The sequence below is a fragment of the Paracoccus sp. PAR01 genome, assembly GCF_014851995.1.
In the GTDB taxonomy this organism is placed as follows: domain Bacteria; phylum Pseudomonadota; class Alphaproteobacteria; order Rhodobacterales; family Rhodobacteraceae; genus Paracoccus; species Paracoccus litorisediminis.
On sequence record NZ_JACVAW010000001.1, the window covers coordinates 518,113 to 541,396 of the forward strand.

Genomic DNA, 23,284 nt, shown 5'->3' on the forward strand with positions numbered 1-23,284 from the left:
CATAAGGAGAATGGGCATGTCCCGAACCATGACGGGTGCAAGGATGGTTATCGAAGCTCTGCGCGATCAGGGCGTCGACACCGTATTCGGCTATCCGGGTGGTGCGGTACTACCCATCTACGACGAGATCTTTCAGCAGAATGATATCAAGCACATCCTGGTTCGTCACGAACAGGGTGCGGTCCACATGGCCGAGGGCTATGCGCGTTCCACCGGCAAGCCGGGCGTCGTTCTGGTGACCTCGGGTCCGGGCGCGACCAATGCGGTCACCGGCCTGACCGATGCGCTGCTGGATTCGATTCCGCTGGTCGTGCTGTCGGGTCAGGTCCCGACCTTCCTGATCGGCACGGATGGCTTCCAAGAGGCCGATACCGTCGGCATCACCCGCCCCTGCACCAAGCATAACTGGCTGGTCAAGGAAACGGACGACCTGTCCGCGACCATCCACAAGGCGTTCCATGTGGCGACCTCGGGCCGTCCGGGCCCGGTTCTGGTCGATATCCCCAAGGATGTGCAATTCGCCACCGGCGAATATGTCGGCCCCAAGCAGATCGACACGCCCAGCTACCAGCCCGCGAAAAAGGGCGATCTGGAGGCGATCACCCGTCTGGTCGAGCTGATGGAAAAGGCCGAGCGCCCGATCCTCTACACCGGCGGCGGCGTCATCAACTCGGGGCCTGCTGCGGCGCAATTGCTGCGCGAACTGGCTGATGCGACCGGTTTCCCGCTGACCTCGACCCTGATGGGGCTGGGCGCCTATCCGGCCTCGGGCAAGAACTGGATCGGCATGCTGGGCATGCACGGGCTGTATGAAGCCAACATGGCCATGCATGATTGCGACCTGATGATCGCGGTCGGCGCACGTTTCGACGACCGCATCACCGGTCGGGTCAAGGATTTCAGCCCCGGCTCGGTCAAGGTGCAGATCGACATCGATTCCAGCTCGATCAACAAGGTCATCCATGTCGACCTGCCGATCGTCGGCGATGTCGGCCATGTGCTGGAAGACATGCTGAAGATCTGGAAGGCCCGCGGCCGCAAGACCAATGCCGAAGGCGTCCGCAAATGGTGGACCCAGATCGAGCAGTGGAAGGCGGTGAAATGCCTGACCTATCGCAACTCGGACAAGGTCATCAAACCGCAGCACGCGTTGGAGCGTTTGCAGGGCCTGACCGCGCATCGCAAGGATCGCTACATCACCACCGAGGTCGGCCAGCACCAGATGTGGGCCGCGCAGTTCCTGCATTTCGAGGACCCGAACCGCTGGATGACCTCGGGCGGTCTGGGGACGATGGGTTACGGCCTGCCTGCGTCCATCGGCGTGCAAGTCGCCCATCCCGAGGCGCTGGTCGTCAACGTCGCGGGCGAAGCCAGCTGGCTGATGAACATGCAGGAAATGGGCACGGCCGTGCAGTTCCGCGCCCCGGTCAAGCAGTTCATCCTGAACAATGAACGGCTGGGCATGGTTCGCCAGTGGCAGCAATTGCTGCATGGAGAGCGTTACAGCCAAAGCTGGTCGGAAAGCCTGCCCGATTTCGTGAAGCTGGCCGAAGCCTTTGGTTGCAAGGGCCGTCTGGTCAGCGATCCGGCGGAACTGGACGACGCGATTCAGGAAATGCTGGATTACGACGGGCCCTTCATCCTCGACGTGATGGTCGAGAAGCACGAGAACTGCTTCCCGATGATCCCCTCGGGCAAGCCGCATAATGAGATGATTCTGGGCGAAGCCTCGACCGAAGACGCCATTACCGGCGTCGGCGGGGCGCTGGTCTGATCATCATTACAGGGAAGACAAGAACATGGCGGCACTGAAGATCGAAAAGGGCGCGTCGAGCCATTCGGCTTATGACCTGCGCGACCCCAACGCCCAGACCATCGAAAGCCACACCCTTGCGGTGCTGGTCGATAACGAGGCGGGCGTGCTGGCCCGCGTCATCGGCCTGTTCTCGGGGCGTGGATTCAACATCGACAGCCTGACCGTGGCCGAGGTGGACCATCTGGGCCACCGCTCGCGCATCACCATCGTGACCCGCGGCACGCCCGCGGTGATCGAGCAGATCAAGGCGCAGCTGGGCCGCATCATCCCGGTCCACGAGGTCCACGACCTGACCGTCGAGGGACCCAGCGTGGAACGCGAACTGGGCCTGTTCAAGGTTTCGGGCAAGGGTGACAAGCGCGTCGAGGCGCTGCGCATCGCGGAAATCTTCCGCGCCAACGTGGTCGACTCGACGCTGGAAAGCTTTGTCTTCGAGATGACCGGCACGCCCGAAAAACTGGACGCCTTTGCCGAACTGATGCGCCCGCTGGGCCTGTCGGATCTGGCCCGCACCGGGGTCGCTGCGCTGGCGCGCGGCGCCTGAAGTCTAGCCCGCCGCCGCGATCCGGCAGGATCGCGGCGCGGCATCGTAATCGTCATTCGAGATCACGCGCAGCGGCGGCGGCGATGTGTCGGCCATCTTGCGCAGGATGCCCGGCAGCTGCGACTTTCCCGGCGCTGACAGCAGACTGACCCGCCGCGCCAAGCGATGCTGGCCCACATCCTCGCAGTCAAGTTCGACAAGATCGCCTGCTTCGGGCCATTTCTCGGCCAGCAGGTTGTCGCGGCCCTGCAAATAGGCCAACGCGGCGTGATCCTCGCACCAGATGATCGCCTTTTCTCTGGGCGGATCGCTCCACAGAACGACACCGATCATCAAAATCCCCCCAAGCATTCCCCGACATATGGCGGGACCCGGACTCAATCTGTAGGCGAACGTATTGGCGAACTATCGCCTATGGAAGAAGAACCATCGGCAAGGGCTTGCCGATGCTTTCAGGCAAGTGGAACCCCTTGCACAGCGCTTCCTCAACCATTGTTAAGGATCTGCTAAAATTCTTGGATATAAATGGGTTAACAGACCAATCAGCGGATTCGAATCTGCTGCATCTGTGCCACAGGGTCAGAAATTATCGCACCCTTCCAGCACGATAATCTGCGACAGCCCTGCTGACCTGCTGCATCCGCGCAGCGTTCGATGGATGGGTGCCCAGAATTCGATCACCCGGATCTGGGATGCGGGCAAAGAACTGGGCGCCATGTTCCGGGTCAAATCCCGCGTTCAAGGTGATGATCGCGCCCAGATAGTCGGCCTCCAGCTCCCAGTCCTTGGAATAGTAGCGCGCGCCGAACTGCGCCCCCATCTGCTGGGCGTTCTGGATCGCCTCATCGGTGCCGCCATAGGCGCTGGCCAGCCCGCCCAGGATCACCGCGCCCATGCTGGCAGCGGTGGATTTGCGGTCGATATGGCCAAGGATATGGTGGCTGGCCTCATGGCCGACGACGAAAGCCAGCTCATCGGCATTGCGCGCCTCTCCGATCAGGGACAGGGTGAAGCCGATCACCGGGCGGCCCTTGTCGTCGATGGTCTGGAAGGCATTCGGCTCCAGCCCCGAGCGGTCGTCGACGACGAACTGGAAATCGCAGTTGATCGGCTGGGTGCGGCGCTGCACGCATTCGCGTTCGACCGCCGGCTCCATCCGGTTGATCACGCTGATAAAGGACCGGGCCGAGGCGCGCGCGCCCATCGGCAGATCAGGCGAGGGTGCGATCTGCGGCGCTGGTTGGACCTGGGGCTGCGACACCGGCTGGATGGCGCAACCCGCCAATGCCAATGCCGACACCACCGCTGCCTGCCAAGCCTTCATGTCGCTGTCTCCCGCCTTCTATTCCGGCGGAGCCGTCCGCACGTCGCGCCACCTTATCCGGCCTTGCGCATCCGCGCCAACCCCCGCCCTTGCCGAGACGCGAAACTCACGCGAATGTTGCAGTGTAACCGCCCAGAAAGGCCCGCAATGTTCACCATCGAACATGAATTCGACGCCACGGTCATCACGCTTGTCGACGAGCTGCCCGAAGGTTCGCCTCTGGGGGCACGGCCCTTGAACGAGGATGTCGTGATCCAAAGCTTCGACGACCGCATCATCGTCGAGCAATACGATCCCGACACCGGCGAGCTGGCCCAGATCGTCTTCACCATCGAGCAGCTCGAAGAGCTGCGCGCCGCCCTGAACCTGCCCGAAGGCAACTACCGGCTGGAACGGCGCTAATCGACCCGGAACACCTTGTCGCGCGAGGTCGCCCCGCGCGTCAGGACCAGCCGCGACTTGGCCACGCCCAGTGCCTTGGCCAACAGCTTGACCACGGCGGCATTGGCCTTGCCGTCCTCGGGGACGGTGGTGACATGGACGCGGATGGTGTCGCCGTCCACGGTCACAGCATTGCGCGAGGCCTTGGGCGTCACCCGCACCGCGATCTCGGTACCGGGGATGGCAAGGTGGCTGAGGTCGGTCATGGCGTCCGTTGCTCTGGTCATTTTCCGCCTTATATGGCCATCTGCGCCCATCCCGCCACCGCGCGTCACCACGCCGGAAACCCGCGCCTGCCCGTCAGGTGCCACGACCTTCGAGGCCCGCCTTGCAACATACCGATCCCGCGACGCTGTCTTTCCTGCGCCACCGCCGCTCGCATCCCCCGAAACTGCTCAGCGGCCCGCCGCCCGCCCGCGCCGAACTGATGGACCTGCTGGAGCTGGCCGCGCGCGTCCCCGATCATGGCAAGCTGGAGCCGTGGCGCTTTGCCGTGCTGGAGCGGGCGACGCTGGACCGACTGGCCCCGGTTCTGGCCGATTTCGTGGCCGCAAACGGCGGCGATGAGACGGCGGTGGAAAAGGCGCGTTCGGCCTTTGCCTCGCCGGTGATCGTCGCCGTGATCTCGACCCCCGTGGACAGCCCCAAGATCCCGGAATGGGAACAGTTCCTGTCTGCGGGCGCAGTCTGTCTTGAGCTGCTGAACGCGGCACTGGCGGCAGGCTACGGCGCGGCCTGGCTGACTGGCCCGGCGACCCAACCGGAATTTGCTCAAACGCATCTGGGCATTGCCCCCGGTGAGCGTATCGTCGGCCTGATCCATATCGGTCAGCGCGGCAATCCGCCCCCGGATCGTCCCCGCCCCGACATCGCGTCCAAGACGGTGTTCCTGTGATGGTCCTGACGGCCCTGACCCGCGCATGGGGCGATCTGCTGCGCCCGCGCATCTTTGGCGTCGTGGTGCTGGGCGTTGCGCTGACGCTGGTCCTGTTCGTGGCGCTGCAGGCCGCCGCCTTCTGGGCGGTTCGCCTCTTTGCACCCGAGACCCTCAGCCTGCCCTGGATCGGGGAAGTCACGCTTGGCCCAGCCCTTTCATGGGGCACGCTGCTGCTGTTCCCGATCATGTCGATCTTTCTGATGGCCCCGGTGACCGCAGGCTTTGCCGGGCTGTTCGCCGAGCGCGTCGCCGACGCGGTCGAGGAAACCCATTACCCCGGCATCAAGGGCCTGCCCGTCAATTTCATGGACGGGCTGTGGGAATCGCTGGCGGTGATGGGCGCGGTGATCGGGGTCACCTTGCTGACGCTGGTGCTGACGCCCTTTATCGGTCCCTTTGCCAGCATCCTGTTCTATCTGGCGAACGGTTGGCTGCTGGGGCGCGAGTTCTTTCAGATGGCGGCGCGTCGCCACCTGCACGCCCCGCAAGCCAATGCGCTGCGCCAGCGGATGCTGCGCCAGTCAACCACGCTGGGCGTGTTGCTGACGCTGCTGGTGACGATCCCCTTCGTGAACGTGCTGGTCCCGGTGCTGGCGGCGGCGGGCTTCACCCACCTTTATCACCTCAGCACGCGGCGCTAGCTGGTCCAGCCCTCGATATCCGAACGGGTGATGACGCCGCCAAGGATGACCCAGGCAATCCCCGCCCAGATCAGGGCCGCGATCAACGTGGCCCAGATCATCTTCTTCTTCAGCTTCGGCTCATGCGGGGCGCCTGCGGGCGTGCCGGGGGTCACCCGACCGACATCGGCCTGACTTTGCTGGCCGATCGGCAGCAGCACGAACAGCACCAGAAACCACAGCACGGCATAAAGGACGATGCCTCCGGTCAGGTTCATTGAGCCTGCCCCCGCTCGCGTTCTGTTCCGTGAATGACTGCCTGCATCTTCCCCTCCCGTCCTGCTGCCGCAGTTTTAGGCTGCGGACCGCACACGGAAAAGCGGAATCGGCCTCAGACATATCGCCGTTAACCGGTTCTTAGGGGAATCGGGCGAATTTGATTCAACGAAGCCATTCATTTGAAGGATTCTGATGATGACAGACGATCTGACGAGGAATCTTGACGAATATCCCGCGTGGCGCGCCACCCTGCCCCAGCGCCCCTTGGCCGGACTGACCGTGCTGGTGGTCGAGGATTCCCGTTTCGCGTCCGAAGCGGTGCGGCTGTTGTGCCTGCGATCCGGGGCGCGCATCCGCCGCGCCGATACCATCCGCGCAGCGCTGCGGCATCTGCAGACCTATCGACCCGGCGCGATCATCATCGACATGGGCCTGCCCGATGGCGACGGGGCCGAGGTGATCCGCACCATTTCTCGGGCCTGGCCACGCGTGCCGGTGATCCTTGGAATTTCCGGCAATCCCGAAAACCGCGATGCGGCGCTGGCTGCCGGGGCGGACGGCTTTCTGGCCAAGCCGATCGAAAGCCTTGGCCAGTTCCAGCACGCGATCCTTGCCGCCCTGCCACCCGAGGCGCGTCCCACCGGGCTGCGTGCCGTCCCCGATGACGTGATCATTCCCGATCAGGCCGCGCTGCGCGACGATCTGGCCCATGTCGCCGAGGTGCTGGATCTGGCCGATGACATCGCCGCCATCGAATATATCGCCCGGTTTCTGGCCGGGGTGGCGCGCTCGGCCCATGACCGGCCGCTTGAGGATGCGGCGACGGCCCTGGCGCGCAATCGCGACGGCGGCACGGCACTGGCAATGGACATGGCCCGGATCAGCAGCATGGTGCAGGACCGCCTGACCGCCGTTCAGCGCTGCTGAAGCGCCGCCCCGGTCAATTCCGACAGCCGCGTGATCTGGCCGCCATCCGGCGCGAAATTCTCGGGCGCCAGCCATTGATCATAGGCATCCCGCAGCGCCGGCCATTCCCGGTCGAGGATCGAGAACCACGCACTGTCGCGGTTCTGCCCCTTGACGATCAGGTGCTGGCGGAACGTGCCCTCATAGGTGAAACCGTAGCGCCTTGCCGCGACCATCGAGGGGGCGTTCAGCGCATTGCATTTCCATTCGACCCGGCGATAGCCCGCCTCGAACGCCCAGCGGATCATCAGCAGGATCGCCTCGCTGGCGGCAGCGCTGCGCTGCAGGACGGGGGCAATCTGGATATGCCCGATCTCGATCACGCCATTGCCACGGTCGATGCGCAGGTACGAGGCGACGCCGCCGATCTTGCCGGTCGCGTTATCGCGCAGGGCAAAGAAATAGGGATCAGGCTTGCCCGCAACCTCGGCCTGCCAGTCGCGATAGGTGGTCAGATCCGCGAAGGGGCCGTAGGGCAGGTAATCCCATACCCAGTCCTGCCCCTGATTGGCCAGGAACAGGTCCTCGGCATGAAGCGCGGGGTCCAGCGGCTCCAGCGTGACATAGCGCCCCGGCAGGGCCGGGCCCGGTGCGGGTGGCGTGGTGAAACCCTGAACAATTGGGCCGGTCGGTCGCTCGGTCATTCCAGTTCCTGACAGCTTGAGGTCAGGCCAGAATCCCCGGATCGCGGCCAAGATCAAGGCCCGGAAAGATGACCCGCTCCAGCATGTCCTGTTCGATACCGAACTGGCCGCGCAGCGCCCAAGCGGCATAAGCGCGGATGTCGCGCGTCGGCATCAGGTCGCGATCGGCGTAAAGCTGCCCCTCGCCCAGTCCGGGCCAGTCGCCATAAGCGCGCCGCCCCTTGATCGCACCGCCCGCCATCAGCAGCGCACCGCCGGTGCCGTGATCGGTCCCGCCCGAGCCATTTTCGCGCACGGTGCGACCGAACTCGGTCATGGCCAGCACGGTGGTGCTGCCCCAGTTCGCGCCCAGACCGTCGCGCAGCGCAAGGATGGCAGCCGCCAGATTGTCCAGCGCCCGACCCAGCACCGCGGTCTGGTTGGCATGGCTGTCCCAGCCTGCCAGCGAAAACGCTGCGATCCGCGATTCCGCATTCAGCCGCGAGGCGGCAAAGGCCCCCAGAGCCGCTGCATCCGCTGTCGGTCCCTTGCCCATCTCGGATTGCGAGGTCTCGGACGCGATGCGGAAGGCATCGCGGGCCGATTCGCGAAACAGCGCGTCCTCATGATAGACATGGTCCAGCAGCGATTGCGCTTGCGGCGACATGGTCAGCGCGGCGCGCGGCGCCCAGCCCAGATGCGCGGCCTCGCCACTGAGGATGCGCATCGGCTCGACGCCGACGGCATAGGCGGTTTCGGCCCGCGCCCCTGGCATCGCCTGCAGCAGCCGGTTCAGCCAGCCACCCGCGCGCCAGTCGATCGGCAGGTCGTTGCCCGACCCGGCCTCAAGCAGGTCCTGCCCGTCGAAATGGCTGCGCTTGTCGCGGTAGGGCGTCGAAACGGCATGGGCAAAGGCCAGCTCGCCCTTTTGCCACAAGGGCATCAGCGGGGCCAGTCGCGGGTGCAGCGCATAGAACCCGTCCAGATCCATCGCGCCATTGTCCGGCCCGGTCGAGATCTTGCTGCGCAATTTCGCCAACATCGGGTCGCCGTAAGGCTGGATCGCGTCCAGCCCGTCCATGGCGCCGCGCAGGATGATGACGACCAGCCGGCTGTCGGCTGGCAGCGCCGCAAAGGTGATGGTGCTGGTCAGCGGATGCGCCGCCGCCGAACAGCCGATCAGAGCCGCGGATTTCAGGAACAGGCGCCGGTTCAGAAGGGTCATGGTTGCTCCTATCGGCGGTTGAAATCGCTGGAGGCGAGGATCAGCGCCACGCCCTCGGCGCGGTTCTCGGCCTTGGGCACGGCCCAGTCCAGCTCGGGCGACTGCGTGCCGCCAAGTGCGGTTTGCAGCATGTCGCGCGGATCAGGCAGCGGCTTGACGAATTTGCGCGGGGTCTGCAGCGCCCAAGAGATCCTTGCCGCCAGCAACTGTGGCGCGATCCAGGCCTCGGGGGCCTCGGGCCAGCCATCGGGACCGACAGGACGCATCCAGCGCTGCCCCATCCCGGCCAGCGGCTGGAACAGTATCGCTGGAAGCTGAGGAAAATCCAGCGCCATCACCTGCTTGCCGGTGACGCCAAGCGCGCGCAGCGCGGCGACCATATAGTCGAAGGGCTGTCGCACCTTCTGGCGGAAGGTGGCCTCCAGTTCAGGATGGGTCATCATGACGCGGTAAACCTGTGGCAGATGGCCGTCGGTCTCGCGCCATTTCGCGGCCATCTGATCGACCAGATCGGCCGAGGGGCTGTCCGAAACGAAATGTATCGCCAGCTTGCGCGAGACATGCTGCGCCGTCTCGGGGCGGCGAGCGATGTCGCGCAAGGCCAGACGAATGTCGCGCAGGGTCGCCTTATTCTCGCCGCCATAGCTGACGCCCAACACCGTCTCGGCGCCCGGCTCTGCGATCTGGGGCAGGTATTCGAAGCCCTTCTGCAGGTTGTAGCTGAGGCCGGTCAGCAACTCGGCCAGCTGGCGTACATCGGCCTGCGTATAGGGCGCACCAACGCCCAGCGAGTGCAGTTCCATCGCCTCGCGGGCAAGGTTCTCATTCAGGCCAAGCGCCTTGTCGGGCTGGCGCTGCGCCGCCATGGAATTCGGCCCGCGGCTGGTATTCTGGTTCAGGTAGACCAGCATCATCGGATGCGTGTCGGCGGCAAAGAACATATCCTCGAAGCGGCCACCGATATGCGGGCGGATCGCCTCGTTGACATAGGCAGAGCCAAGCGGGTTATTGGCCAGACCGGTCGGCACTGCAGTGAAGTGATCTGACCAGAACTGCACCAATCGCTCACCGAAGCCGAAAGGGTCATCGACGGCCCGTGCGATGCGGCCCTGCAGGTCGCGCGCCAGTTGGCGGCCCATCAGCTTATTCTGGACGCTGTATTCCTTTTCAGCAGCTTCGCTATCATACCTCGCCCTGCGCAGACGAGTGCGAAGCTTGGTCATTTCGCGCGCCTGCTCGCTGGTCATCGAACCCGGTTCAGGCGCGGCCAGACCAAGACCCGCCAAAAGTTCGGCCGGATCCTGTGGCGGCGGCATCAGCGGTGACAGGCCGAAGCCCAGCCGGATGGCTGCAAGCTGGGGAAAATCGACATTCATGCGGGCGACCGTCACTTCAAGATAAGCTCAATTCCCTCAAGCTTATGCCACGGTGGGGCGGAAAGGTCAGTTCACGCTTTTGGCAGGCCGGCGCAATGGCGCGGGAAATCGCCGAAAGCCCGAAGGCTTTCGACAGGTTTTCAGGCAGTTGCCGGAATTTACTCTTTCGGCAGGCTGCGCAGGCGCAATTCGCGCATTTGTTCGTTGGTGGGCTCGGACGGCGCGCCCATCATCAGGTCTTCGGCGCGCTGGTTCATCGGGAACATGATGACCTCGCGGATGTTCTGTTCATCCGCCAGCAGCATCACGATCCGGTCGATGCCAGCCGCACAGCCACCGTGGGGCGGTGCGCCATACCGGAACGCCTTGACCATGCCGCCGAAACGCTTCTCGACCTCGTCATGGCCGTAGCCGGCCAGCTCGAAGGCCTTGAACATGATTTCCGGCTTGTGGTTGCGGATCGCGCCCGAGATCAGCTCATAACCGTTGCAGGCGAGGTCATACTGGTAGCCCAGCACCTGCAGCGGGTCGCCATTCAGCGCCTCCATCCCGCCTTGCGGCATCGAGAAGGGGTTGTGGCTGAAGTCGATCTTGCCGTCGTCGGATTTCTCATACATCGGGAAATCGACGATCCAGGCGAATTTGAACTGGTTTTCCTGCGTCAGGCCCAGCTCGCGACCGATCTCGTTGCGGGCACGACCGGCGACCGCCTCGAAGTTCTCGGGCTTGCCGCCCAGGAAGAAGGCGGCGTCGCCCTCGCCCAGGCCCAGCTGCACACGGATCGCTTCGGTCTTTTCCGCACCCAGCGCCTTGGCGATGGGACCGGCAGCCTCGGTCGAGCCATCCTCGGCCTTGCGCCAGAAGATATAGCCCATGCCCGGCAGGCCCTGTTGCTGGGCAAACGCGTTCATGCGGTCGGCGAATTTGCGGCTACCGCCGGTCGGCGCGGGAATGGCGCGAACCTCGGTCCCGTCCTGCTCCAGCAGTTTCGCAAAGATCGCGAAGCCGGAATCGCGGAAATGCTCGGACACGATCTGCATCTCGATCGGGTTGCGCAGGTCGGGCTTGTCGCTGCCGTATTTCAGCAGCGATTCCGCGTAAGGAATGCGCGGCCATTCGGCATCGACCGGGCGGCCCTTGCCGAATTCCTCGAACAGGCCCTGAATGACCGGCTGGACGGTGTTGAAGACATCCTCCTGCTCGATGAAGGACATCTCAAGGTCAAGCTGGTAGAAATCCGTCGGCGAGCGGTCGGCGCGCGGGTCTTCGTCACGGAAGCAGGGCGCGATCTGGAAGTACTTGTCGAAACCCGCGACCATGATCAGCTGCTTGAACTGCTGGGGGGCCTGCGGCAGCGCGTAGAACTTGCCCGGATGCAGGCGCGACGGCACGAGGAAGTCGCGCGCGCCTTCGGGGCTGGACGCGGTGATGATCGGGGTCTGGAACTCGGTGAAGTCCTGATCCCACATGCGGTTGCGGATCGAGCGGATGACCTTCGAGCGCAGCATGATGTTGTTGTGCAGGCTGTCGCGGCGCAGATCGAGGAAGCGGTACGCCAGACGGGTTTCCTCGGGGTAGTCCTGATCGCCAAAGACCGGCAGCGGCAGGTCGTCGGACGGGCCCAGCACCTCGGTCGCGGTCGCATAGACCTCGATTTCGCCGGTGGGAAGCTTCGGGTTGATCAGCGAGGCGTCACGCAGCTTCACGCGGCCGTCGATGCGGATCACGGTCTCGGCGCGCAGCTTTTCCAGCGCGGCAAAGGCCGGGCTGTCGCTGTCGGCGATGACCTGAGTGATGCCGTAATGGTCGCGCAGGTCGATGAACAGCACGCCGCCGTGATCCCGGACCCTGTGGACCCAGCCGGACAGACGGATTTCGGACCCGGCATTCGCGGCGGTCAGCTCGCCGCAGGTATGGCTGCGATAGACGCTCATCTTGTTTTCCCCTTGGTTTCAGCGCACGCATCAAGCGCGACAGGCCGGGGAAGTCAAGTTCTAGAAGGGTCGCACGACATTGCCCGAGTAGAAATAGGCCCCCATTCCCACCGTGAACAGCACGTTTCCGGCTACCGCGTGCAGCAACCATGCCGCCGGAAAGCCGTGGCGCAGATAGGCGCGGGCAAAGAACCAGCCGCCGACAAAGGTCAGGATGGCGACGATCCACGACCAGTACATCAGATGGGCGAATGAAAAGATCGTCGCGTTCAGCGCCAGCGCCCCCCGGCCATGCGGCAGCAGCGCGCCGTAGCGGTGAAAGAACAGCGGACGAAAGATCAGCTCTTGCGGCAGTGCCGACAGGAACGGGTAAAAGACCCAGACCACCGGCAGGAAACCGGGCCGGTTCAGCAGCATGTTGAACAGCGCGCCGGGGCGCGAGAACCACAGGATAGCGACGCCAAGGCCAAAGGTCACGACCGCCATGCCGGCGATCTCGGCCCATGGCAGGCGCGACCAGCCGCGGATCAGGCCGCGCCAGTCAAAGCCCCCGGTCCGCCACAGCAGCGCCAGCCCCGCAAGGCAGAAGACGCCCAGCGCCTCGAACAGCATGTGGCCGGGCATGAACAGCGCAATGACAAGTGGCGCCCCGATATAGAGCGCCACGAATTCAAGCCATAGCAGGCGGCGGTTTATTGCAGCCTCCGGCCCAGCCAGACGCGCCATTGCGCCGGGCTGCCGTCAAAGACGTTCAAATCGACATTGCCGCCGATGCCCGGCACCCGGCCCGTCCCGGTATATTGCCAGAAGCTGTAGCGCTGGCCGGGATAGACGATGCGGGGATGGCCCGCGACCGAGCGCAGCCAGAATTCCTCGGGCCAGCTGCCAAGGTTGTTGTCGCGGTAGAAATCGACCGTGGTGTAGATGATCGGCCGCTGCCCGTAATGGCGATGCAGGATGTCCTTGAAGATCTTGGCCTCGCGCAGCACTTCGCCGCTTGGCGGACGGCGCGGACAGGTCTTGGATGCCGTCCATTCCAGATCGATGACCGGCGGCATCGCGCCACGTTCGCGCGGGACATTGGCGATGAACCACGCCGCCTGCTGCGCGCCAGAGCGGCAGAAGTAGAAATAGTGATACGCGCCGCGCGGAATGCGGGCCTGTCCGGCCTCATACCAGTAGCGGCGGAAATTCGGGTCGGCATGGTCGCCGCCCTCGGTCGCCTTGATAAAGGCAAAGCTGATCCCCGAGCCGCGCACCGCCGCCCAGTTGATGTCGCCCTGATAGCGCGAGATGTCGATGCCATGCACCATGTGGTCATAGGGATGGCCCCCGACCCATGCATGCGGCGCGGAATCCCCGAATTGCGGCCCCGCCCCCGCGCCCGAGACGACGGCATGCGGCGCCCGCCGCCCACCGCCGCCACAGGCCGCCAATGAGACGACCAATAAGATGCCCAGTATTCTGCCCAGAAGTTTCATGACTGCCCCTTGCCCATGCCCGTGTGTCCGGCGCTTCGGGCCTTTATCGCAAAGGTGCAGGTTTCTGTCACGATGGCGTGACAGTCACGAAAACGTCAGGGTTGAATTTAGGTCAATTTGCATCAGGGATCAGCTTGCCGGGGTTCATGATGTTCAGCGGATCAAGCGCCGCCTTGATCGCGGCCATGGCCCCGATCGCCTCGCCATGCTGGGCGCGCATCAGGGGGCGCTTGCCGATGCCCACGCCATGCTCGCCGGTGATGGTGCCGCCGACCGCGATGGCGCGTTCGGCCATGCGGGTGGCGACACGCTTGGCGGCGGCCAGTTCCGCCTCATCCCCCGGCATCACCAGCAATTGCGAGTGGAAATTGCCGTCACCGACATGGCCGACCATCGGACCGATCAAACCTTCGGCCTTGATGTCGGCAGCGGCGGCGGCCACGGCCTCGGCCAGATAGGACATCGGCACGCAGACATCAGTCACTACTGCCGTCGCGCCGGGGCGCAGCGCAAGACAGGCGCGATAGGCACCGTGGCGCATTTTCCACAGGGCGGCGCGGTCCTCGGGCGTCGTCGCCCAGTCGAAACCCTGCCCGCCGAAATCGGCGGCAAGCTCACCAAATTTCCGGGCATCGTCCTGCACCGAGGCCGGCGAGCCGTGGAATTCCACCATCAGATGCGGCTGATCGCGCAGATGACCGCCGGAAAACTGGTTGAAGGCCCGCGCCGCATCGCCATCGACGAACTCGATCCGCGCCATCGGGATGCCCGACTGGATCGTCGCGGTCACGCATTCGACGGCTTCCTCCAGCGTGGCAAAGGCGCAGACGGCGCTCGCGACCTCCTCGGGCTGGCCATGCAGGCGCAGGGTCAGTTCGGTAATGATGCCAAGCGTGCCCTCGCTGCCGACGAACAGCGCGGTCAGGTCATAGCCCGCACTGGATTTCGCCGCCCGCGTGCCGGTGCGGATCACCGTGCCATCGGCCAGGACCACTTCCAGCGCCAGCACGTTGTCGCGCATGGTGCCGTAGCGCACCGCCGCCGTGCCGCTGGCCCGCGTCGCGGCCATGCCGCCAAGGCTCGCGTTCGCGCCCGGATCGACCGGGAAGAACAGGCCGGTCGCGCGCAATTCGGTATTCAGTGCCTCGCGGGTGACGCCGGGCTGAACGGAGGCCTGCAGATCGCCCGCCCGCACCTCCAGCACGCGGTCCATCTTCATCAGGTCCATGACGATGCCGCCTTGGGTCGCCAAAGCATGCCCCTCAAGCGAGGTGCCCGTGCCCCAGCCGATCACCGGTACGCGGTGTTCGTGGCAGATGCGCATGATCGCCGAGACTTCCTCGGTCGAGATCGGCCAGACCACCGCATCGGGCGGCGGCGCGCGGTGAAACGTCTCGGATGCGCCATGCAACTCGCGGTCGGCTTGCGATTGGGAAAAGCGCGCGCCCAGAAGCTGGCTCAGTGACTCGGCGGCCTGAATATCGATCTGCATGGGTGTCCTCCTACGGTCGGGCCGAATTAATCGCGCTGTTGCGCAAAGGGCAAGCGAGGCCGGAAAATGTCGCCACGACAATGGACCGGGGCCCGCGGCCCGTGTTTCCATTCGGCAAGATCAGGGTCGGGGATGATGAAGCACGACGCCAAGGATCAACCGAAGGGCTGGGGTCGGCAAGGCCTGCGGCATCTGCGCCAACATCTGACGCGTGGCTGGCAGGTGCTGGTCACGCGCGGGCCGGGTCAGGTCGAATTCTGGGTGATCGCGCTGCTGATCGGCATCTGCGCCGGGCTGGCGGCGCTGACCTTCCGGCTGGCGATCGGGGCGCTTCAGCGGCTGGTCTATGGCACGGATGACCTGACCATGGCCTCGGTCGCGGGGCATCTGCCGTGGTGGTGGGTGATGGTCGTGCCGGTCGTGGGCGGGCTGGTGGTCGGCCTGATCCTTGACCGCTACACCCCGGACGGACGGGTCCGCACCGTGGCCGACGTGATCGAGGGCGCGGCGCTGCAAGGCGGAAGGGTCGAGATCCGCGAGGGGCTGGCCTCGGCCGCGGCCTCGGTCATCACGCTGGGCACCGGCGGGTCATCGGGGCGTGAGGGGCCGGTGGTGCATCTGGCGGGCGTCATCTCGACACTGGTGGCCGACCGGATCAAGGCCAGCCCGGTCACCGGGCGCGAGCTGCTAGGCTGCGCCGTCGCCGGTGCGGTCGCGGCCAGCTTCAACGCGCCCATCGCCGGGGCGCTGTTCGCGCATGAGGTGGTGCTGCGCAATTTCGCCATCCGCGCCTTTGCCCCGATCGCGATTTCCGCGGTGGCGGGGACGGTCATCAATCGCCTGCGCTATGGCGGCGTGACCGAATTCCATCTGCCCGAGGCCGGGGGCCTTGGATTTTACGTCGAACTGCCCGCCTTCATGATCCTTGGCCTGATCTGCGCCTTGGTCGCGGCGGGGCTGATGGCTGCGATCTTTCGCGCCGAGATCATCGCAAATCGCGTCATGGCCCACACCGGCTGGCCGCGCTGGCTGCGCCCGACCATCGCCGGGCTGCTTTTGGGCCTGATCGCCATCCCCTATCCCCATATCATCGGCGTCGGCTACGAGGCGACATCCGCGGCGCTGACCGGCAGGCTGGATGTCTGGACCGCCATCATCTTTGCCGTGGTCAAGGCGCTGGCCGTGGCGATCACCTTGGGCGGGCGCATGGGCGGCGGGGTGTTTTCACCGGCGCTGGTGATGGGGGCACTGACGGGACTGGCCTTTGGCATCCTCGCCACCGGGATCTTTCCGCATTACTCGGGGAATGAGACGCTATATGCGCTGGCGGGCATGGGCGCGGTCGGCGCGGCGGTGCTGGGCGCGCCGATCTCGACCGCGATGATCGTCTTCGAGATGACCGGGGACTGGCAGACCGGAATCGCGGTGATGACCTCGGTATCGCTGTCCTCGGCGCTGGCCTCGCGCATGGTGGACCGGTCGTTCTTCCTGACCCAGCTGAAGCGGCGCGGGGTACATATCGCCGAGGGGCCGCAGGTCTGGTTGCCGCGCAAGATGCGGGTGACGGCGGTGATGCGGCCCTTGGGCGGCAAAGAGACCCCCTCGCCCGACCTGCTGCGCAACATGGTGGTGGCAGGGCAGGCGATGTCGGATCAGATGACGCTGGGACAGGCCCTGCGCCAGTTCGACGACTCGGGCGCGGCCTTCTGCCCGGTGGTCCGGGGCGAAGGCCCCGACCCCGAGATCCTTGGCGCGGTCTATCACGTCGATGCCCTGCGGGCGCTGAATGCGGCGCTTGGCGCGGTCGCCGCCGAGCAGCACGGTTAGGCGTTGGCCCCGAACAGCCCCTTCACCGCCCCGATCGCCGGAGAGATCAGGTAGCTCGCCACCGGAATCACGATGAAGCCCAGAACCAGCCCAAAGATGCCGTCGAAAAATGCCGTGGTCGCCCAAGCGGCCAGACCCGGCGCGGCAGGCAAAGCATGGGCCGCGGCCTCGGACATGTGATGGACCCATTCATAGGGCTGATGCTGGCCCAGTTCGTGCAGGCCGTGGACGACGATCTGACCACCGACCCAGATCATCGCGGCAGTGCCGACGACGGTCAGAACCTTCATGAAGCCCGGCATGACACGCACGATGCCACGCCCCAAGGGCGCCAGCACTCCGCCGCGTTCATGCAGATGCAGGCCGAAATCGTCGGCCTTCACGATCAGCGCGACAAAGCCGTAAACGGCGACGGTGATGCCGACGGCGACGATGGCCAGAATCAGCGCCTCTTTCCAGATCGGGTCGCCATCGGGGATCGCGGCCAGCGCGATGGTCATGATTTCCGCCGACAGGATGAAATCGGTCTTGATCGCGCCCTTGACGCGCTCCTCCTCAAGGCCTGCGCCATCGGGCGTGGCCTTCAGATGCGGCTCATTGACCTGATGATGGGACAGCGCATGCAGGACCTTTTCGGCGCCCTCGAAGCACAGATAGGCTCCGCCCAGCATCAGCAAAGGCGAGATCAGCCATGGCGCAAAGGCCGACAGCAGCAGCGCCACCGGCAAGAGGATCACCAGCTTGTTGAACAGTGACCCTCGCGCGATCTTCATGACGATCGGCAGTTCGCGCCGGGCATCGAAACCGTGGACATATTTCGGCGTCACCGCCGCATCGTCGATCACCGCGCCCGCAGCCTTGGCCCCGGCCTTGACCGCCTGCCCCGCCACATCATCGACCGAGGCGGCCGCGATCTTGGCAATCCCCGCCACGTCATCCAGCAGCGCCAGCAATCCGGTCATATGTCCCTCATTCTTCCTGATCGGGTCACGGGTCCGTGATCCCTTTTGACGCGCAGTTCTGGGTCACGAACGCCGCTGCCGCAAGTCGGGTTCACCCGCCCCGCCGCAGAAAGCCGCTACAGCAGCCAGATCGCGGCCAGAATGGCGATGACTGCGACCAGAACCGCCAGCAGCGCCCCGGGCCGCTGCCACCAATGGATGCGGCTGTCGAGGGTTTCGCTAAGCGGTGCGGTGGCAAGGCCCAGTTCCTCGCGAATGCGCTGACGGGCGCGGGCCGGAGGCATGACCGGGGTCAGTTCCTCGGCAATGCCGGCGGTGCGGCTCTGCCAGTCGCGCAGACGCTCGGCAAAGCCCGCATCCGTAGCCAGCCGGGCCATCAGCGCTTGCGCCTCATCGCCCTCGATCAGGCCAAGGGCCAGTTCCGCGGCCAGTAGCTCGTCCTGTTCCTCGGGCGATAGCGGAGGTTTTTCGTCGCTCATGCGGCGGTCTCCCCGCGCAGGTTCAGCAGTCCCGGCCGCAGCCAGTCCCGCAATTCCTCGACGCTGACCGACATGGCCGAGGCCAGATCGGCATAGCTCAGCCCCTCGAAATAGATCATCCGCAGGGCATCGGCCTGCTCGGCGTCCAGTTTAGCCAGACAGGGCGCGGTGGCCTTGCGTTCCGGGACGTGGACGGCGGCAATCTCGGGGCGATGATTGGCCCGCATCTGGCCACGGGCTGCGCGGTTCCGCAGCCGCTCCAGCGCCATGTCCCGCGTCATCGTCACCAGCCATTCCATGACCGGACCCTTGGCCGCGCCCTGCCCGGCCTCACGCCAGACCGAGACATAGACGCGCTGCAACACATCCTCGGCCTCGGGGCGGTCCTTCAGCAGCGACAGGCACAGCGCATGCAGCCGCGCCGAGGTGGAATCGTACAGCGCACCGAAGGCGGTCTTGTCGCCCTGCGCCACGCGCCCGAGAAGGTCCTGAAGTGCGGATCGTTGCTGCTCCGTCAAGGCGGTCACGTCCTTTCATTGCCGGCTGCGGCGAACTTAGGAACCTGCCCGGCCTGCGTCAACGAAGCCACTGGGCGAAGATCCGCCCATGCGCGAGAGCTTGCACGTCACCGCCGAATGCGCGATCAAGTCCCCGTTGCGACAAAAGGGCCTGACCGATGCTGGACGTGAACGCGAAACCCACCGAAGAAATCGACCTGCGCGAGGTGTTCGGCCTCGACAGCGACATGAAGGTCAAGGGCTTTGCCGAACGAACAGGCCGCGTCCCCGAGATCGACCCGACCTACAAGTTCGATCCCGACACCACCATGGCGATTCTGGCGGGCTTTGCCTATAACCGCCGCGTCATGATCCAAGGCTATCACGGCACCGGGAAATCGACGCATATCGAACAAGTCGCCGCGCGCCTGAACTGGCCCTGCGTCCGCGTCAACCTTGACAGCCATGTCAGCCGGATCGACCTGATCGGCAAGGACGCGATCAAGCTGGTCGATGGCAAGCAGGTGACCGTGTTCCATGAAGGCATCCTGCCTTGGGCGCTGCGCAACCCGACCGCCATCGTCTTCGACGAATACGATGCCGGCCGCGCCGACGTGATGTTCGTGATCCAGCGCGTGCTGGAGGCCGACGGCAAGCTGACCCTGCTGGACCAAAACGAGGTCATCACGCCGAACCCCTATTTCCGCCTGTTCGCCACCGCGAACACCGTGGGTCTGGGCGATACGACCGGTCTGTACCACGGCACCCAGCAGATCAACCAAGGCCAGATGGACCGCTGGTCGCTGGTCTCGACGCTGAACTACCTGTCGCATGACGCCGAAGCCGCGATCGTGCTGGCCAAGAACCCGGCCTATAACACCGACAAGGGCCGCAAGGTCGTCAGCCAGATGGTGACGCTGGCCGACCTGACCCGTACCGCCTTCATGCAGGGCGATCTGTCCACGGTGATGTCGCCGCGCACGGTGATTTCGTGGGCCCAGAACGCCCGCATCTTTGGCGACAATGTCGGCTATGCCTTCCGCCTGACCTTCCTGAACAAATGCGACGAACTCGAACGCCAGACCGTGGCCGAGTTCTACCAGCGCCTGTTCGACGAGGAACTGCCGGAAAGCGCAGCGGTCAAGGCGGGCTGATCCCCTTACGCGAGATCAGAGGCGGGTCCGCCCGCCTCTTCACGAACAGTCTGCACACTTTTGGTGGGACGACATGAAAAAATCCGACAACCCCGCCGATCCGTTCAAGAAGGCTCTGACCGAGGCGACCCGCGCCTTGGCCGAAGAGCATGAGCTGAACGTCACCTTCAGCGCCGATCCTTCGGGCGTGTCGGGCGACACCATGCGCCTGCCGCAGGTCAGCCGTCGCCTGACCCGCGACGAGGTGCTGCTGGCGCGGGGCACGGCGGATGCTCTGGCGATGAAGCTGCGCCACCACAACCCGGCGACCCACGCGAAATACGTGCCCGCTGGTCCCATGGCCCGCGATCTGTATGAGGCCATGGAAACCGCCCGCTGCGAGGCGCTTGGTGCCCGCGACATGCCCGGCGCCTTGTCGAATATCGACGCCAAGCTGGGTCAGGAAGCCGACCGCAAGGGCTATGGCCAGATCAAATCCCCCGCGGATGCGCCCTTGTCGGTCGCGGCGGGCTATATCCTGCGCCAGTTGGCGACCGGACGTCCCCTGCCCGCCTCGGCCCAGCATGTCGCCGACCTGTGGCGGCCCTTTGTCGAACAACAGGCCGGTGGCGACTTGCAGGACCTGTCCGCCGCCCTTGCCGATCAGGCCGGTTTCGCGCGGCTGGCGCGCAAGGTCATCGCCGATCTGGGCTATGGCGACCAGTTGGGCGAGGACCCCGACGAGCCGCAAGAGGACGAAGCCGAGGACAATGCCGAACAGGACGAGGAATCGGGCGACAACCAGTCGCGCGACCAGTCCGAGGATGATGAGGCCGAGGCCAGCCCCGAACGCAGTCAGGAACAGCAGCAGGACGAACGTCAGGCTCAGGTCAGCATGGACGACCAGTCCGACGAGGAAATGGCCGATGAGGCCGAGATGACCGAGGCCGACAGCCCGCCCGACCTGCCGCCTCCGGTCAGCGACGCCAATCCCGAATACCGCGTCTATGCGCAGGAATTCGATGAGGAAATCCGCGCCGAGGATCTGGCCGACCCGCAGGAACTGGAACGGCTGCGCGCCTATCTGGACAAGCAGCTGGAGCCCCTGCGCGGGGCTGTCAGCCGCCTTGCCAACAAGCTGCAGCGTCGGCTTCAGGCCCAGCAAAGCCGCAGCTGGGAGTTCGACAAGGAAGAGGGCGTGCTGGATGCTGGCCGCCTTGCCCGCGTCGTCGCCAACCCGACCATGCCGCTGTCCTTCAAGGTCGAGAAGGACACCGAATTCCGCGATACCGTGGTGACGCTGCTTCTGGACAATTCCGGCTCGATGCGCGGTCGCCCGATCAGCATTGCCGCGATCTGTGCCGATGTGCTGGCCCGCACGCTGGAGCGGTCGCAGGTCAAGGTGGAAATCCTTGGCTTCACCACCCGCGCGTGGAAGGGCGGCCAAAGCCGCGAGCAATGGCTGAGCAATGGCCGCCCGGCCCATCCGGGGCGGCTGAACGATCTGCGCCACATCATCTACAAATCCGCCGACGCGCCGTGGCGGCGGGTGCGCCCGAACCTTGGGCTGATGATGAAGGAAGGTCTGCTCAAGGAAAACATCGACGGCGAGGCGCTGGAATGGGCGCATCGGCGTCTGGCCCGCCGCCCCGAGGCCCGGCGCATCCTGATGGTGATCTCGGATGGGGCGCCGGTCGATGACAGCACGCTGTCGGTGAACCCGGCCAACTATCTGGAAAAGCACCTGCGCGACGTGATCGCCATGATCGAGAAGCGCCGTCAGGTCGAACTGCTGGCCATCGGCATCGGCCATGACGTGACCCGCTATTACCAGCGCGCCGTCACCATCACCGATGCCGAGCAACTGGCGGGCGCGATCACCGAGCAACTGGCCGCTTTGTTCGAGGCCGATCCGCGCAAGCGCGCCCGCGTCCTTGGCATGAGCGCCGCGCGTCGCGCCTGAGGGCGTGCCGCGACCGGCTTGATTTGCGCGCGCGCCTCATGCGACCAAGGCTGGCGGGCGGCGCATTCCGGGCCGGTGGAGGCATGATTTGCTGCGAATTGGTTTCTTCATTCCCGAATTTCCGGGCCAGACCCATATCTTCCTGTGGCGAGAGCGGCAGGCGCTGGCCGAGCTTGGCGTTCAGGCCGAGCTGATTTCGACCCGACCGCCGCCGCGCGCCATCGCCTCGCATTCCTGGGCGGCGGGCGCACAGCGCGAGACGCTTTACCTGACGCCGCTGCCGCCGCGCGACATGCTGGGCGCGGGATTTGAGGCACTGCGCAATCCCGCCGGGCTGGCCCGCGGGATCGGCGCGGCGCTGAGCGCCGAGACCAAGGGCGGCGCGAAGCAGCGCTTGCGGATGCTGGGCCTGCTGGCGATGGGCGCACGGTTGAAGCGCATGGCGCGCGATCAGGGCTGGGACCATATTCATGTCCATTCCTGCGCCGACAGCGCCAATGTCGCCATGCTGGCCGAACGTCTGGGCGGCCCCAGCTACAGCCTGACCCTGCATGGCCCGACGCTGGACGGCTATGGCCCGAACCAGCGCCAGAAATGGCGGCATGCACGCTTCGCCACCATCATCTCAAGACTTCTGGAAGGCGTCGCCCGCCGCGAGATCGGGGACGACTTTCCGCCGGTGATCCGGGTCGCGCCGATGGGCGTGGATCTGTCGCAGATCCGCCGCAGCGCGCCCTGGCAGCCCCCCGCCCCGGGTCAGGCGCTGCGCATCTTCAGTTGCGGTCGCCTGAATGCGGTCAAGGGCCATGACCGGCTGATCGAGACAGTGGCCCTGCTGCATGCCCGTGGCATCGACGCAAAGCTGGAAATCGCGGGCGAGGACGAACAGGGCGGCAGCGGCTATCGCCGTGAGTTGCAGGCCCTGATCGACGCCAAGGGGCTGGCCGAATCCGTCACCCTGCTGGGCGCGGTCAGCGAGGACCGGGTGCGCGAGGGGCTGGAAAATGCCCATGTTTTTGCCTTGGCCAGCCTGAACGAGGGAATTTCCGTCGCGATCATGGAGGCGATGGCGATGGAAATGCCGGTTGTCGTCACCGATGTCGGCGGCAATCACGAATTGATCACCTCGGGGCGCGATGCGGTGCTGGTCCCGCCCGAACGCCCCGACCTGATGGCCGACGCGATTGCGGACCTGTTGGGCGATCCCGCCCATGCGCTGGAACTGGCCCATACCTCGCGCGCAAGGGTCGCCGCCGATTTCCACCATCGCCGCAGCGCCGAGGCCGTGGCGCTTGGCCTTGCCGATACTCTTCCCGGTGCCGCATCGAAACTGCGGCTGCCGGTGAAAACCACCTGAGAACAAGA

24 protein-coding genes are annotated in these 23,284 nt (G+C 65.3%); 10 read left to right on the top strand and 14 right to left on the bottom strand.

Annotated features, from left to right (window positions below; genetic code table 11):
• Positions 1 to 16: 16 nt before the first annotated feature.
• Both IB235_RS02645 and ilvN read left to right on the top strand, forming a co-directional pair.
• The gene (locus IB235_RS02645) at positions 17 to 1,774 is read left to right on the top strand and encodes an acetolactate synthase 3 large subunit (RefSeq protein ID WP_192335382.1); all 1,758 of its coding nucleotides are present in this window, start codon (positions 17 to 19) and stop codon (positions 1,772 to 1,774) included.
• Positions 1,775 to 1,799: 25 nt separating this feature from the next.
• On the top strand, positions 1,800 to 2,360 hold the full coding sequence (ilvN, locus tag IB235_RS02650) for an acetolactate synthase small subunit (RefSeq protein ID WP_155038058.1): 561 nt from the start codon (positions 1,800 to 1,802) through the stop codon (positions 2,358 to 2,360).
• A 3-nt stretch (positions 2,361 to 2,363) separates the two neighbouring features.
• Here the strand turns inward: ilvN and IB235_RS02655 are convergent, their stop codons facing one another.
• Positions 2,364 to 2,693, bottom strand: coding sequence for a hypothetical protein (locus tag IB235_RS02655; protein ID WP_192335384.1), 330 nt, complete (start codon positions 2,691 to 2,693; stop codon positions 2,364 to 2,366).
• A gap of 253 nt (positions 2,694 to 2,946) precedes the next feature.
• Positions 2,947 to 3,684: a M48 family metalloprotease gene (locus tag IB235_RS02660; RefSeq protein WP_192335386.1), complete on the bottom strand. Its 738-nt coding sequence runs from the start codon at positions 3,682 to 3,684 to the stop codon at positions 2,947 to 2,949.
• A gap of 147 nt (positions 3,685 to 3,831) precedes the next feature.
• On the opposite strand from IB235_RS02660, the gene IB235_RS02665 reads away from it, so the two are divergent.
• The gene (locus IB235_RS02665; protein ID WP_155038061.1) at positions 3,832 to 4,086 is read left to right on the top strand and encodes a hypothetical protein; all 255 of its coding nucleotides are present in this window, start codon (positions 3,832 to 3,834) and stop codon (positions 4,084 to 4,086) included.
• Here the strand turns inward: IB235_RS02665 and IB235_RS02670 are convergent.
• On the bottom strand, positions 4,083 to 4,331 hold the full coding sequence (locus tag IB235_RS02670) for a DUF167 domain-containing protein (protein ID WP_192335909.1): 249 nt from the start codon (positions 4,329 to 4,331) through the stop codon (positions 4,083 to 4,085). The genes IB235_RS02665 and IB235_RS02670 overlap by 4 nt on opposite strands.
• Before the next feature lie 122 nt (positions 4,332 to 4,453).
• Between IB235_RS02670 and IB235_RS02675 the strand changes: the two genes are divergently transcribed.
• Both IB235_RS02675 and IB235_RS02680 read left to right on the top strand, forming a co-directional pair.
• Positions 4,454 to 5,020 carry a nitroreductase gene (locus IB235_RS02675; RefSeq protein ID WP_192335387.1) on the top strand — a complete coding sequence of 189 codons (567 nt, stop codon included), beginning with the start codon at positions 4,454 to 4,456 and terminating at the stop codon, positions 5,018 to 5,020.
• Positions 5,020 to 5,703, top strand: coding sequence for an EI24 domain-containing protein (locus IB235_RS02680; protein WP_155038063.1), 684 nt, complete (start codon positions 5,020 to 5,022; stop codon positions 5,701 to 5,703). Before IB235_RS02675 ends, IB235_RS02680 begins: the two co-directional genes overlap by 1 nt.
• On the opposite strand, the gene IB235_RS02685 is transcribed toward IB235_RS02680, so the two are convergent.
• Positions 5,700 to 5,960 carry a DUF1467 family protein gene (locus IB235_RS02685; RefSeq protein ID WP_155038064.1) on the bottom strand — a complete coding sequence of 87 codons (261 nt, stop codon included), beginning with the start codon at positions 5,958 to 5,960 and terminating at the stop codon, positions 5,700 to 5,702. The genes IB235_RS02680 and IB235_RS02685 overlap by 4 nt on opposite strands.
• Positions 5,961 to 6,156: 196 nt before the next feature.
• On the opposite strand from IB235_RS02685, the gene IB235_RS02690 reads away from it, so the two are divergent.
• Complete coding sequence (locus tag IB235_RS02690) at positions 6,157 to 6,888, top strand: response regulator (RefSeq protein WP_192335388.1); 732 nt, start codon at positions 6,157 to 6,159, stop codon at positions 6,886 to 6,888.
• Here the strand turns inward: IB235_RS02690 and IB235_RS02695 are convergent.
• The 7 genes from IB235_RS02695 to IB235_RS02725 form a co-directional block, all read right to left on the bottom strand.
• Positions 6,876 to 7,571, bottom strand: coding sequence for a GNAT family N-acetyltransferase (locus tag IB235_RS02695; RefSeq protein WP_192335389.1), 696 nt, complete (start codon positions 7,569 to 7,571; stop codon positions 6,876 to 6,878). The genes IB235_RS02690 and IB235_RS02695 overlap by 13 nt on opposite strands.
• Positions 7,572 to 7,593: 22 nt before the next feature.
• A complete protein-coding gene (locus IB235_RS02700) occupies positions 7,594 to 8,775 on the bottom strand; it encodes a DUF1501 domain-containing protein (RefSeq protein WP_192335390.1) in 1,182 nt (393 codons plus the stop codon).
• Positions 8,776 to 8,783: 8 nt separating this feature from the next.
• Entirely contained in the window at positions 8,784 to 10,151 is a 1,368-nt protein-coding gene (locus IB235_RS02705) for a DUF1800 family protein (protein WP_192335391.1), read from the bottom strand.
• Between the two features lie 158 nt (positions 10,152 to 10,309).
• A complete protein-coding gene (gene aspS, locus IB235_RS02710; RefSeq protein ID WP_192335392.1) occupies positions 10,310 to 12,085 on the bottom strand; it encodes an aspartate--tRNA ligase in 1,776 nt (591 codons plus the stop codon).
• A 60-nt stretch (positions 12,086 to 12,145) separates the two neighbouring features.
• A complete protein-coding gene (locus IB235_RS02715; RefSeq protein WP_192335394.1) occupies positions 12,146 to 12,811 on the bottom strand; it encodes a type II CAAX prenyl endopeptidase Rce1 family protein in 666 nt (221 codons plus the stop codon).
• A complete protein-coding gene (locus IB235_RS02720; RefSeq protein WP_155038071.1) occupies positions 12,778 to 13,566 on the bottom strand; it encodes a GH25 family lysozyme in 789 nt (262 codons plus the stop codon). Before IB235_RS02720 ends, IB235_RS02715 begins: the two co-directional genes overlap by 34 nt.
• A 112-nt stretch (positions 13,567 to 13,678) precedes the next feature.
• Positions 13,679 to 15,058, bottom strand: coding sequence for an FAD-binding oxidoreductase (locus IB235_RS02725; RefSeq protein ID WP_192335396.1), 1,380 nt, complete (start codon positions 15,056 to 15,058; stop codon positions 13,679 to 13,681).
• Positions 15,059 to 15,190: 132 nt separating this feature from the next.
• Here IB235_RS02725 and IB235_RS02730 point away from each other — a divergent pair, with 132 nt between their 5' ends.
• Positions 15,191 to 16,885, top strand: a complete 1,695-nt coding sequence (locus IB235_RS02730; protein ID WP_225612024.1) for a chloride channel protein — start codon at positions 15,191 to 15,193, stop codon at positions 16,883 to 16,885.
• Here the strand turns inward: IB235_RS02730 and IB235_RS02735 are convergent.
• The 3 genes from IB235_RS02735 to IB235_RS02745 all read right to left on the bottom strand — a co-directional run bounded on the left by IB235_RS02735 (position 16,882) and on the right by IB235_RS02745 (position 18,853).
• Positions 16,882 to 17,847, bottom strand: a complete 966-nt coding sequence (locus IB235_RS02735) for a DUF808 domain-containing protein (protein ID WP_192335398.1) — start codon at positions 17,845 to 17,847, stop codon at positions 16,882 to 16,884. The genes IB235_RS02730 and IB235_RS02735 overlap by 4 nt on opposite strands.
• 116 nt (positions 17,848 to 17,963) lie before the next feature.
• Complete coding sequence (locus IB235_RS02740; RefSeq protein ID WP_192335400.1) at positions 17,964 to 18,326, bottom strand: hypothetical protein; 363 nt, start codon at positions 18,324 to 18,326, stop codon at positions 17,964 to 17,966.
• On the bottom strand, positions 18,323 to 18,853 hold the full coding sequence (locus tag IB235_RS02745) for a sigma-70 family RNA polymerase sigma factor (protein ID WP_155038075.1): 531 nt from the start codon (positions 18,851 to 18,853) through the stop codon (positions 18,323 to 18,325). The genes IB235_RS02740 and IB235_RS02745 overlap by 4 nt, the downstream gene beginning before the upstream one ends.
• Positions 18,854 to 19,002: 149 nt before the next feature.
• Here IB235_RS02745 and cobS point away from each other — a divergent pair, with 149 nt between their 5' ends.
• The 3 genes from cobS (at position 19,003) to epsE (ending at position 23,276) form a co-directional block, all read left to right on the top strand.
• Positions 19,003 to 19,977: a cobaltochelatase subunit CobS gene (cobS, locus tag IB235_RS02750; RefSeq protein WP_155038076.1), complete on the top strand. Its 975-nt coding sequence runs from the start codon at positions 19,003 to 19,005 to the stop codon at positions 19,975 to 19,977.
• A gap of 73 nt (positions 19,978 to 20,050) precedes the next feature.
• Positions 20,051 to 21,919 (top strand): cobaltochelatase subunit CobT, encoded by a 1,869-nt coding sequence (cobT, locus tag IB235_RS02755; protein ID WP_155038077.1) that lies wholly within the window; start codon positions 20,051 to 20,053, stop codon positions 21,917 to 21,919.
• Positions 21,920 to 22,007: 88 nt separating this feature from the next.
• Positions 22,008 to 23,276 carry an exopolysaccharide biosynthesis GT4 family glycosyltransferase EpsE gene (gene epsE, locus IB235_RS02760; protein WP_192335402.1) on the top strand — a complete coding sequence of 423 codons (1,269 nt, stop codon included), beginning with the start codon at positions 22,008 to 22,010 and terminating at the stop codon, positions 23,274 to 23,276.
• The last annotated feature ends 8 nt before the right edge of the window (positions 23,277 to 23,284 follow it).